Genomic DNA, 11,488 nt, shown 5'->3' on the forward strand with positions numbered 1-11,488 from the left:
GAGACTCAGGCCCGCGCGCTGTTGCCGCCCCTGCCCTTCGTCTTCGGCAGGGCGAGCTTGATCTCCTCCCGCAGCTCCTGGATCCTCGGATAACCGGCGTACTCGGCGGTGAGCCGGTACATCTCGCGCAGCCGGTCCCAGGTGCGGTGGGAGGAGTTGGATCCCATCGACACCAGGGCCAACCGCGCGTACCGGTCCGCCTGTTCGGGGTCGTCCGCGATGAAGCAGGCCGAGGCCATCGACAGATAGTCGAAGATCTTCGACCGCTGCCGGCCGTCGACCCGCAGGGCCAGCGCCTTCTCCGCGTAGTGCTGGGCATGCGCGGACGCACCCGGCTCGAACTCGGCGAGCGTGCGGTAGGCCAGGGCCTGCATGCCGTAGAGGTCCTCCTCCTTGAAGGTCTGCATCCAGTCCGGCGGTGGTACGTCGGCCTTGTCGGAGACGAACAGGTCCTCCGCCTGCCCGAGCGTGCGGCGCATGGCCTGGCCCTTGCCCATGGCGGCCTGTGCCCAGGCCTCGATGGTGCAGAGCATCGCCCGGGTGCGGGGCAGCACGTCGTCGCCCGAGCCGGACGTGGCGAGCCTCATCAGGTCCAGGGCCTCGTCCGGCTTGCCCAGATGGACCATCTGGCGGGCCGCACGCGAGAGTGCCTCACCCGCGCGGGGCCGGTCCCCGCCCTCCCGGGCCGCGTGCGCGGCGATGACGAAGTACTTCTGGGCCGTGGGTTCCAGGCCGACGTCGTGCGACATCCAGCCCGCGAGGACGGCCAGGTTGGCGGCGACGCCCCACAGGCGCCGCTGGAGATGGGGTGGGTGACGGTAGGCGAGCATGCCGCCCACCTCGTTGAGCTGGCCCACCACGGCCTTGCGCTGGAGCCCGCCGCCGCGGGCGGCGTCCCAGGCACGGAACACCTCGACCGAGCGCTCCAGTTCCTCGATCTCCTGCGACCCGATGGGGGCGGCCTCGTAGCGGTCGAACCCAGCGGGGTCGGCGTGCAGGGACGGATCGAGGTCGGGAGCGTCGGCAGCCAGGGCAGGGTCGGTGTGCAGCCAGTCGTACATGGCGCTGCTGAGTGCGGATCCCGCGGCGAGCGCGGCGCCCGCGCCCACCAAGCCGCGTCGGTTGAGCATGAGGTCCATTCCCGTGAATTCGGTGAGGACCGCGGCGGTCCGCTCGGGCGCCCACGGCACACCGTCGGGAGGCTCCGCACTCCCGCCGTCCTGCCGTTTCCCCGCACGCCCCTGCCGGACCAGACCGAGGTCCTCGATGGTCACGACACGGCCGAGACGCTCGGTGAACAGAACCGCCAGCACCCGCGGCACCGGATCGCGCGGGATCTCTCCCGTGTCGATCCACCGCCGCACCCGGGAGGTGTCGGTCGAGAGCTGGGGGTGGCCCATGGCCGCCGCCTGCCGGTTGACCAGCCTCGCGAGTTCGCCCTTCGACCAGCCGGCCAGGCCGAACAGGTCCGAGAGACGGGTGTTGGGTTGTCCGCTCACATCAAGCCCCCAGGTACTCGGCTGAGTTGACAGTAGCCCGGGGAGACTTGCCGGGCGACTATTCGCCAGGGTTCGCCAGGGTTCGCCAGATGGTGTGCCACCGGGCATCCGGTGTCAGGTAGGAACGCGCCACCCCGACCCGGTCGCCGCAGGGACATTCCCCAGGATGCACCCGGGAGTCCGGGCCGGGTGGTGCGCTGTCGTCGCAGGCACACGAAGGGATCTGTCTCGCCCATGTACGCAGCATCATCCTCCGTGTCCGCACCGCCCCGGTCGCTGCACCCGCGTCCCGCGGACAGTGGCCCCTACCTCGCCCCCGCGCGGCCGGCGGCCCCCGTGCTCGGTGCGGGCAGGGCACGGCGCGGCGCGGTCCTCGGAACGCAACCGCTCAGCGGAAGACTCGACTTGTCCGGCCCCCAGGGCGCGCAGCTGCGCACCGCCATCGCGTCGGTGCACCGCATCTGCCCGGAGTTCGCCCCGGTGCAGGTACTGCGCCGCAACGGCCGGTCCGTACTCCTGGTCGGTACGACCGGTCGCAACACGGCCGTCGCCAAGTGTTTACTGGACCACTCCCCCGCCTGGTCCGAGCGGATCCACCACGAGATAGCGGCGTACCGCTCGTTCGTCCGGCACCGCCCTCCCGTGCGGGTGCCGAGACTGATCGCGGCGGACCCGGACAACTGCACACTGGTGATCGAGCGGATGCCCGGCCGGGTGGCGGCGCTCCAGCGGCATCCGGCCGAGGCGCCGCCGCGGGCGGACATCAGAGCCGCGCTGGGCGCGATCTGCCGGCTGAACGCCTGGCGGCCGCCGGCGGGCACGTTCGACGCCCCGCTCGACTACGCGGCACGGATCTCGCGGTACCACGAGCTGGGTCTGCTCACCGACCGGGACCTGGGCGATCTGCAGAAGCTGCTGCACGGCATCGCGCAGGCGGCCGGGCGGCAGGGAATGGGCCAGTTCTGCCACGGCGACGCACTGCTGTCCAACATCCTCCTGTCACCAGCCGGTCCAGTGCTGGTGGACTGGGAGCACGCGGGCTGGTACCTGCCGGGCTACGACCTGGCGACGCTGTGGTCGGTGCTCGGGGACGCACCGGTGGCCCGTCGCCAGATCAGCCAGATCGCCCAGTCGGCGGGCCCGGCGTCCAGGGACGCCTTCCTGGTGAACCTGATGCTGGTGCTGACCCGTGAGATCCGTACGTACGAGACGGCCGTGCAGCGTTCGATGCACGACGCGGCCCCGGCGGCACCGGGCCCGGCCCACCCTGGTGCTGCGCCGTCCGGCGAGGAGCAGCGCCTGCTGCTGCGGCGGCTGCACGACGACTGCCAGCTGGCCCGGCGGGCCGTGCGCGCGGCGGTCGGCACTCGCTGACGGGGACGAAGCGGCCGCTGTGCGCCTGGGGAGGCGCACAGCGGCCCTTTCGTGTGTGGCGTACCGCCGCCGGTTCAGCCCTGCTGGAACAGCTCAGCCGGCAGGGGTTTGAGAAGGGCGTACAGATCATCCGTGATGGGGCGGTCCCAGGCTGCGATGGTCACCAGGACGTTGTCGCTGCGGTCGAACTGCACGCAGGAGATCCGGCCCTCGGAGAGCTTGACGCGGCGCACGATCAGGAGGTTGTCGCCCTGCATCACCGGCACGTCCTCGGTGCTGACGACGGTGACCTCCTCGTCGTTCTCCAGCGCCAGCAGCAGCTGGGCCACCTCGAAGGGCACCTGCCCCTCGGGGACCTCGCGCGCCGGGGAGCCCTCCGGCAGATTGCCGATGATCATCGCGGGACCGCGGCCGCCGAACAGGTCGTAGCGCAGGAAGACGCCCTGGCAGGTGCCGTCGGGGGCGGGCAGCAGTCCCGCACCGAGGTTGCCGGGCCAGTCGCCCGGGTCCATGGCCAGTACGTCGAAGTCAGGCCCGGCGGGAGTGGCGCTGCGGCGGCGGAGGAACGACATGTCGCCAATGGTACGTGCCCCGGCCTGCGAAGTGTCGGGCGGGCGGCGGCCCGGTCGGCCCGCGACAGGGCATCAGGTCGTCGCCCGGTGCCGCTGGTGATGGCGGGCGACCCGGGCGCGGTTGCCGCAGGACGGTTTGCACCACTCCTGGCGTGGGTGCTCCTTGAGGAAGTACCGCACGCAGCGCGGTGCGTGGCAGGCTCGCAGCCGGTCGCGGTCGGGGCTCGCGAGGAACGCGATCACGGCGTGCGCGAGGGTTGCCGTCAGGTCGTAGGCGCCGTGTACGGGCCGCTGGTGGACGACGGGTCCGGCCTCCTGGGGCCAGTGCAGGACCGGCACGGTGGGGGTGCGGGCGGCTGCCTCGTTGAGGCGCCGCACGGCCTCGCTCTCGGGCAGGAGGCGGGCCGCGTCCGCGGGGCTCGGTTCGCCGGGGCGCACGGCGCGGGCGAAGAGCGCGCGGGTGGCGGCACGCAGCTCGCGGACCGCGGCGAGCCGCGCGGCGTCGGCGGTGACCGCCTCGGTGTCCGGCAGGACCTCGGCGTGTGCCCGGAGCCAGGCGGTCAGGCCCGCCGGGTCGGTCAGATCGTCGGCTACGCCGCCGTCGCCGTCGTGCCGGACGGTGAGGGCCAGGTCCAGGGCGAGCCGGGTGTCCCTGCTGATCGGTTCCCGCATGGGGCTAATGATAGGCCTGCCCGTATCCATTACGCCGAGGTCAGTCCTCCGGCGGCGCCGGCGGGACCACCGCGACGGGGCTCGCGGCGTGCAGCAGGACGGCGTGGGTGACCGAGCCCATCATGCGGGCGGGTGCCAGCAGGTGCCGGCGGTGCCTGCCCACCACGACGAGGCCGGCGTCCCGGGAGGCCGCCACGAGGTGTCCGGCCGCGTCGCCCGCAGCGGCGAGCGGCTCGGCCCGGACATCGGGGTGCCGTTCGCGGTACGGGGCGAGGAAGCCCTCGGCGAGGATCCGGGCCTCGTCCTCGATGACGTCCTGGTCGACCACCGGCGGGGGCATCTCCCCGGGCATCATCCAGGGCTGCGCGGGCCACGGGTAGGCGGCGACCGTCTGGAGCCGCGCGCCGCGCCGGGCGGCCTCGGCGAAGGCGAACTCGAGCGTGGCCTCGTCGGGGCCGTCCACCTTCAGGCCGACGACGACGCGCGAGCCGGGGCCGCCGGACGTCTCGTCCCGCACGTCACCCGCGGCCCGGGGCACCACGACGACGGGGCACTCGGCGTCACGGGCGGCGGCCATGCCGTTGGAGCCGAGCAGCAGACTGGCGAAGCCGCCACGGCCCCGGGAACCCAGCACCAGCAGCTGGGCGGAGGCTCCCAGTTCGGGCAGGACGGCGCTGACCACGCCCTCCAGTGCGACGTACTCCGTGTCCGGCTGGTCGGCGCGTCCTTCCAGCCGGGTGCGGACCCTGTCGAGGACGGGGTCGTCCTGTGGGTCCGCCGGTCCGGCGGCGAGGATCTCGGGCTGTGCCCAGTGGGCGTACTGGCGTACGTGGACCACACGCAGGGGCGCCGAACGCAGGCGGGCGGCGTCGAGGGCCCACTCCAGGGCACGCAGGCTGTCGTCCGAACCGTCGACCGCCGCGATGACCGGCAGGTTGCTCACGGGTTCCTCACCTCCGGGATACGACCGTCCCTTCCGGGGGCCAGCCTGGCTCAGGCGCCGGCCCCGGGAGGATGTCTCGGGTCGCGTGTCCGGAAATGCGGGCACAACACCCCCGGATCGGCCGTCGGATCACGGCCGTCCGGGACGGCTCAACCGGCCCGCGTCAGGTGAGGTCGAACTCCCCTTCCCGCGCTCCCGACACGAACGCGCCCCACTCGTCGGGCGTGAAGATCAGGGAAGGGCTCTCCGGGCGGCCACTGTTCCGCATCGCGATGAAGCCCTCCACGAAGGCGATCTGGACATCCCCCACGCCACGGCTGCTGGACTGCCACTCCGCGTTGGTGAGGTCCAGATCCGGCTTGTCCCAGCCCATGAGCGGGCGCTGCTGGGTGGTGGTCTCGGCCACGTCCGTGCTCCTCCCGATTCGTCGTCCGCGGCCAGCCTAGCGATCGTGTCCCATGGCCAACAGGGCACGTGAGGGGGACCTTTCAGGAGTCGTTCCGGGAGTCGTTTCAGGACTCGGGGGGCTGTGCCCCCACGAGCCACATCGAGAAGAACTGCGATCCGCCGCCGTAGGCGTGCCCGAGGACCCTGCGGGCACCGTCCACCTGGTGTTCCCCGGCCTGTCCGCGCACCTGGAGCGCCGCCTCCGCGAAGCGGATCATGCCGGAGGCGCCGATGGGGTTGGTGGACAGGACGCCGCCCGACATGTTGACGGGCAGGTCACCGTCCAGTTCGGTCACGCCCGCCTCGGTGAGCTTCCAGCCCTCGCCCTCGCCGGCGAAGCCGAGGTTCTCCAGCCACATCGGCTCGTACCAGGAGAAGGGCACATAGATCTCGGCGCCGTCGATCTCGCGGCGGGGGTCGGTGATCCCGGCCTGCCGGTAGACGTCGGCCGCGCAGTCCTGGCCGGCCTGCGGGGAGACGAAGTCCTTCCCCGCGAAGAGGGTCGGTTCGCTGCGCATCGCGCCGCCCAGCATCCAGGCGGGCGGTCGTGGTGCCCGGGCGGCTCCTGCCCGGTCGGTGAGGATCATGGCGCAGGCGCCGTCGGAGGAGGGGCAGGTCTCCGAGTAGCGGACCGGGTCCCACAGCATGGGCGAGGCGGTCACCTTCTCCAGGGTGATGTCGTGTTCGTGCAGGTGGGCGTAGGGGTTCTTGAGCGCGTTGCGCCGGTCCTTGTAGGCGACCAGGGCGCCGATCGACTCGGGGGCGCCGCTGCGTCGCATGTAGGCGCGTATGTGCGGGGCGAAGAAGCCGCCGGCCCCGGCCAGCAGGGGCTGCTGGAAGGGGATCGGCAGGGACAGGCCCCACATGGCGTTCGACTCGGACTGTTTTTCGAAGGCGAGGGTGAGAACGGTGCCGTGGACGCGGGCCGCGACGAGGTTCGCGGCGACGAGCGCGGTGGACCCGCCGACCGACCCGGCGGTGTGCACGCGGAGCATGGGTTTGCCGACGGCTCCGAGCGCGTCGGCGAGGTAGAGCTCCGGCATCATGACGCCCTCGAAGAAGTCGGGCGCCTTGCCGATCACGACGGCGTCGATGTCGGCCCAGGTCAGCTCGGCGTCGTCGAGCGCGCGTCGTGCCGCCTCCCGGACCAGCCCGGCGATCGACAGGTCACGGCGTGCCGCGACGTGCTTGGTCTGGCCGATGCCGACGACGGCCACGGGCTCCTTGCTCATCGGGGCTCCCCTTCGAGTACGGCGACCAGGTTCTGCTGCAGGCAGGGGCCGGAGGTGGCGTGGGCGAGGGCGCGGTCGGACTCGCCGCGGTGGACGCGGGCGGCGGCCTCTCCCAGTCGGATGAGACCGGCGGCCATGATCGGATTGGCGGCGAGGGCTCCGCCGGAGGGGTTGACGTGGACGCCGTCGTCGAGCCGGAGGGCCTTGCGCAGGACGATCTCCTGCGCGGTGAAGGGCGCGTGCAGCTCGGCGGTGTCGACGGGCCGTTCGAAGGCGCCGGCCCGCTCGGCGGCAAGACGGGTGGAGGGCGAGTCGGTCAGGTCGCGCACGCCGAGACCGTGGGCCTCGATGCGGTGGTCGATCCCCCGGATCCAGGCGGGGCGTGCGCACAGGTCACGGGCCCGGTCTCCGGCCGCGAGGATCACGGCGGCGGCCCCGTCGCCGATGGGCGGGCAGTCGCCGGTGCGCAGGGGCCGTACCAGGTAGTCGCCCTGTGCCACGGGCCCCTTGAGCTGCGCGTGCGGGTTGGCGGCGGCCGCCTCCCGGTTGCGGGCGGCGACGGCCGCGAGGGCGGGCTCGTCGGTGGCGCCGGCGTCGATGAGGGCCTGTGCCTGGAGGGCGGCGAGCGCCACGGAGTCGGGCCACAGGGGTGCCACGTAGTACGGGTCGAGCTGGCGGGTCAGCACGTCGCGGACCGGTCCGGGCGAGGACTTGCCGTACGAGTAGACCAGCGCGGTGTCGGCGTCGCCGGTGAGGAGTTTGGTCCAGGCCTCGTACAGGGCCCACGCGCCGTCCATCTCGACATGGGACTCGGAGATCGGTGGCCAGGCGCCGACGCCGTCGAGGGCGAGGGTGAAGGAGAAGGCGCGGCCGGCGAGGTAGTCGCTGGAGCCGGAGCAGGTGAAGTCGATGTCGGCGGTCTTCAGGCCGGTCCGGTCGAGGACCTCGTGCAGGACCGGCATGAGCATCTCCACCTCGGAGAGCTCCTCGCTGGTGCGCCGGTGGGCGGTCTGGGCGAAGGCGACGACGGCGATCTCGCGGTCCCGCGGTGCGCTCGTCACAGCAGCTCCTTGTAGGTGTCGTAGTCCGCGTCGGGCTCGCCCGTCGGCCGGTAGTGGTCGGGATAGCGGGCGCCCTCCGTCCACACGGGTTCGACCCGCAGCCCCATGCGGACCTCGTCGTAGGGGATGCCGCCGATACGGCCGTGCAGCGCGAGGCCGGCGCCGTCGAGGGCGATGTGGGCGTAGACGTACGGCACCTCGATGTCCAGGTTCTTCGCCTTGATGTTGACGATGCAGAACGTGGTCACCGTGCCGCGCGGCCCGACCTCGACCTGTTCGGCCGTGGCGACCCCGCATGTGGGGCACGCGCCCCTGGGCGGGACGTAGACCTTCCGGCAGGAGGGACAGCGCTCTCCGACGGTGCGCCGGCCGCCGAGGGCGTTGATGTAGGCGGTCTGGGCACGGCCGGGCGAGTAGGTGTAGTCGAGGCGGGCGGCGGCGACGATGCCGGTGACCGGGTCCTCGAATTCGCCGGTGGTCCAGGTGGGTTGCGGCGGGTCGCCGTCGTAGGGCTCGAAGCAGGCGATGTCGGTGATGGCTCCGGTGCGTTCCTCAGCCCAGCGGACGCGGACGCGCATGCCGGTGTGCACGGCGTCGGGGCCCGGGGCGTCGAGGGCGTGCAGGAGGGCGGTGTCGGCGCCGTCGAGGCGGACCAGGGCCCAGGCGAAGGGGGTGGTGAGGGGCTGGCCGCGGCGTGGGTCGTGGTTCCAGGCCCAGGTGGTGACCGTGCCGGTGGGGGCGACCTCGACGAGGTCGCGGATCTCCTCGGCGGTGACGGGGTCGTACTCGGCCGGCGGGACGAGAACGCGGCCGTCGCTCGCCCGTACTCCCAGCACGACGCGTTCGCGCAGGCCGGTCAGGAAGGCGCTCTGGACGGGGCCGAGGGAGCGGGTGAAGGGGAACTCGACGACGAGGGGGGCTTTGAGGACTTCGGGCATGCCACAGGGCTCCTTCGGTCAGGCGCGCGGACGGGAGGGGCGGTCAGGCGCGCTTGTAGACGGGCGGTCGTTTCTCCGCGAAGGCGCGGGCGCCCTCCTTGGCGTCGGCGGTGTCGAACACCGGCCAGCCCCGGGTGAGTTCGGCGGCGAGGCCGTCTGACTCGGTCATCTCCGCGGTCTCGTAGACGGAGGCCTTGACGGCCTCGACGGCCAGCGGGCCGCAGGAGTTGATCTGTTCGGCGATCTCCAGTGCCCGCGCGAGCGCGGTGCCGTCGGGGACGACGTGGCCGACCAGGCCGACGGCGGCGGCCTCGCGGGCGCTGTAGGGGCGGCCGGTGAGGAGCATTTCCAGGGCGTGGGTGCGCGGGATCTGGCGTTGCAGCCGGACCGTGGAGCCGCCGATGGGGAACAGGCCGCGCTTCACCTCGAACAGGCCGAAGGTCGCCGATTCACCGGCGACGCGGATGTCGGTGCCCTGGAGCATCTCGGTGCCGCCGGCGACGCAGTATCCCTCGACCGCGGCGATCACCGGCTTGCGGGGGCGATGGTGGCGCAGCATCGCCTTCCAGTGCAGGTCGGGGTCGGCTTTGAGCCGGTCGCGGTACTCCTCGCCGGCCATGCCGTTCCCGGCGAGCGCCTTGAGGTCCATGCCCGAGCAGAACGAGCCGCCCGCGCCGGTGAAGACGATCGAGCGGACGGAGTCGTCCGCGTCGGCCTCCAGCCAGCCGTCGTGAAGGCCGACGAGCATCGGCAGCGAGAGCGCGTTCCTGGCCTCCGGCCTGTTGAGCGTGAGCACCAGTGTGGCGCCTTCGCGCTGCACGGTGAGGTGTTCGGTCCCACCCATGGCCAACTCCCCTCTCGAAGAACGAGAACAGGTTGCAGTAGGGCGTGAGGCACTTCAAGGGTTTTCTGACAGGTAGTCAGTTTTCTTCGCGCGGACCCTTCACAGTTGGACCGCCCTTTGCTCTGATGACCGGCGAACCGTCCGATGCCAGGCACGTCCCGGGTCAGGAGGAGCGGTGGAGTACAACCTTGCCGACCTGTTCGAGTCGGTCGTCGACGTCGTCCCCGGCCGTGAGGCACTGGTGTACGCCGACCATCCCGGCACGGGCGCGGAACGCCGTCTGACATACGCGGAGCTGGACGCGGCGGCCAACCGCGTCGGCCACCATCTGCTCGACAGCGGGATACGGCCCGGTGAGCACCTCGGCCTCCACCTCTACAACGGGGTGGAGTATCTGCAGACGGTGCTGGGCTGCCTGAAGGCCCGGATCGTCCCGGTCAACGTCAACTACCGCTATGTGGAAGAGGAGTTGGTGTACCTCTACCGGGACGCGGATCTGGTGGCGCTGGTCTTCGACGCGGAGTTCACGGACCGGGTGGCGGCGGCACGGCCGCGGGCGGAGAGGCTGCGGCATCTGGTCCGGGTGGGTGCGCCCGCGCGGGGTGCCGCCGAGGTGCCGTGTGCGGAGTTCGCGGACGCCGAGGCCGCGGGGTCGCCGGCGCGCGGCTTCCCGGCGCGTTCGGCGGACGACCAGTTCATCATCTACACCGGCGGTACGACCGGTATGCCCAAGGGTGTGATGTGGCGGCAGGAGGATCTGTTCTTCGCGGGTCTCGGCGGGGGCGCCCCGACCGGTGAGCCGGTGAAGAAGCCGGAGGAACTGGCCGAGCGGGTGGCGGCCGGTGGGGCCGGGATCACCTTCTTCCCCACCGCTCCGCTGATGCACGGCACCTCCACCCTCACGGCGTTCATCGGCTTCAACTTCGGGCAGCGGGTCGTGATCCACCGCAAGTTCGCGCCCGAGGAGGTGCTGCGGGCCGTGGAGAAGGAGAGGGTCAGCAGCATCTCGCTGGTGGGCGACGCGATGCTGCGGCCGCTGATCGACGCGCTGGCCGGCCCGCTGAAGCACATCGACCGCTCGTCGCTGTTCAGCGTGTCGTCGTCCGGCGCGATCATGTCGGACACGGTGCGCCGGCAGTTCCAGGAGCTGGTGCCGAACGCCATGCTGCTGAACAACTTCGGCTCGTCGGAGTCCGGTTTCAACGGCACGGCGACCGAGGACTCGGGGCCCGAGCGTGGCTTCCGGATCCGGGTTCATGCCCGGACGCAGGTGGTGGACCCGGCCACGTACGAACCGGTGGCGCCCGGCGAGGTGGGCCGGATCGCCCAGTGCGGACATGTGCCGCTCGGCTACTACAACGACCCCGCCAAGACCGCCGGGACCTTCTTCGAGAGGGGCGGCGAGCGGTGGGTGCTGCTCGGCGACATGGCCACGGTCGACGAGGAGGGCGTGGTCACCGTCCTGGGGCGCGGCTCGCAGTGCATCAACACCGGCGGCGAGAAGGTGTACCCGGAGGAGGTCGAGCAGGCCCTCAAGTCACACCCGGACGTCTACGACGCGCTGGTGGCCGGGGTGCCGGATCCCCAGTGGGGCCACCATGTGGCGGCTGTGGTGCAGCTGCGCCAGGGGGCGGTGCGGCCGTCGCTGGAGGACATCCGGACGCACTGCCGTGACCGGCTCGCCGGCTACAAGATCCCGCGCCAGCTGGTGATCGCGGAGTCGGTCCGGCGGTCGCCGAGCGGCAAGGCGGACTACCGGTGGGCGCGGGAGGTGGCGGTGGCGGCGGACGGGTGATTCTCCGGCCTGTCGTTTGAACCTAAGGTGACGTGCGGACGTACTGGTGGTGGCAGGCTCGGTTCACCGGGCTCTGTTTGCCATGCCTAGCAAGACCGCACGGAAGGACCT

Annotated in this window: 11 protein-coding genes; 2 read left to right on the forward strand and 9 right to left on the reverse strand. The window is 72.0% G+C overall.

Annotated features, from left to right (window positions below; genetic code table 11):
* Nucleotides 1-5: 5 nt before the first annotated feature.
* Complete coding sequence (locus ACIBK5_RS00565; RefSeq protein ID WP_399014672.1) at nucleotides 6-1,499, reverse strand: hypothetical protein; 1,494 nt, start codon at nucleotides 1,497-1,499, stop codon at nucleotides 6-8.
* A gap of 234 nt (nucleotides 1,500-1,733) precedes the next feature.
* Between ACIBK5_RS00565 and ACIBK5_RS00570 the strand changes: the two genes are divergently transcribed.
* Nucleotides 1,734-2,873, forward strand: coding sequence for an aminoglycoside phosphotransferase family protein (locus ACIBK5_RS00570; RefSeq protein ID WP_399014674.1), 1,140 nt, complete (start codon nucleotides 1,734-1,736; stop codon nucleotides 2,871-2,873).
* Between the two features lie 74 nt (nucleotides 2,874-2,947).
* Here ACIBK5_RS00570 and ACIBK5_RS00575 read toward each other — a convergent pair whose 3' ends face one another.
* From ACIBK5_RS00575 to ACIBK5_RS00610, 8 genes are all read right to left on the reverse strand, one after another.
* The gene (locus ACIBK5_RS00575) at nucleotides 2,948-3,445 is read right to left on the reverse strand and encodes a hypothetical protein (RefSeq protein ID WP_003987988.1); all 498 of its coding nucleotides are present in this window, start codon (nucleotides 3,443-3,445) and stop codon (nucleotides 2,948-2,950) included.
* A gap of 72 nt (nucleotides 3,446-3,517) precedes the next feature.
* Complete coding sequence (locus ACIBK5_RS00580) at nucleotides 3,518-4,117, reverse strand: CGNR zinc finger domain-containing protein (RefSeq protein WP_399014676.1); 600 nt, start codon at nucleotides 4,115-4,117, stop codon at nucleotides 3,518-3,520.
* A gap of 40 nt (nucleotides 4,118-4,157) precedes the next feature.
* Nucleotides 4,158-5,060, reverse strand: a complete 903-nt coding sequence (locus ACIBK5_RS00585) for a universal stress protein (protein WP_399014679.1) — start codon at nucleotides 5,058-5,060, stop codon at nucleotides 4,158-4,160.
* 163 nt (nucleotides 5,061-5,223) lie between these two features.
* Nucleotides 5,224-5,466, reverse strand: a complete 243-nt coding sequence (locus ACIBK5_RS00590) for a DUF397 domain-containing protein (protein ID WP_382488474.1) — start codon at nucleotides 5,464-5,466, stop codon at nucleotides 5,224-5,226.
* 106 nt (nucleotides 5,467-5,572) lie between these two features.
* A complete protein-coding gene (locus tag ACIBK5_RS00595) occupies nucleotides 5,573-6,739 on the reverse strand; it encodes a thiolase domain-containing protein (protein WP_399014681.1) in 1,167 nt (388 codons plus the stop codon).
* The gene (locus tag ACIBK5_RS00600) at nucleotides 6,736-7,800 is read right to left on the reverse strand and encodes a thiolase domain-containing protein (RefSeq protein WP_399014683.1); all 1,065 of its coding nucleotides are present in this window, start codon (nucleotides 7,798-7,800) and stop codon (nucleotides 6,736-6,738) included. The genes ACIBK5_RS00595 and ACIBK5_RS00600 overlap by 4 nt, the downstream gene beginning before the upstream one ends.
* Complete coding sequence (locus tag ACIBK5_RS00605) at nucleotides 7,797-8,738, reverse strand: Zn-ribbon domain-containing OB-fold protein (RefSeq protein WP_399014684.1); 942 nt, start codon at nucleotides 8,736-8,738, stop codon at nucleotides 7,797-7,799. Before ACIBK5_RS00605 ends, ACIBK5_RS00600 begins: the two co-directional genes overlap by 4 nt.
* Nucleotides 8,739-8,781: 43 nt before the next feature.
* The gene (locus ACIBK5_RS00610; RefSeq protein WP_399014687.1) at nucleotides 8,782-9,582 is read right to left on the reverse strand and encodes a crotonase/enoyl-CoA hydratase family protein; all 801 of its coding nucleotides are present in this window, start codon (nucleotides 9,580-9,582) and stop codon (nucleotides 8,782-8,784) included.
* A 175-nt stretch (nucleotides 9,583-9,757) separates the two neighbouring features.
* On the opposite strand from ACIBK5_RS00610, the gene ACIBK5_RS00615 reads away from it, so the two are divergent.
* The gene (locus ACIBK5_RS00615) at nucleotides 9,758-11,377 is read left to right on the forward strand and encodes an acyl-CoA synthetase (protein WP_399014689.1); all 1,620 of its coding nucleotides are present in this window, start codon (nucleotides 9,758-9,760) and stop codon (nucleotides 11,375-11,377) included.
* Nucleotides 11,378-11,488 lie beyond the last annotated feature (111 nt).

Source organism: Streptomyces sp. NPDC050546 (genome assembly GCF_044457425.1).
Taxonomy (GTDB): Bacteria; Actinomycetota; Actinomycetes; order Streptomycetales; family Streptomycetaceae; genus Streptomyces.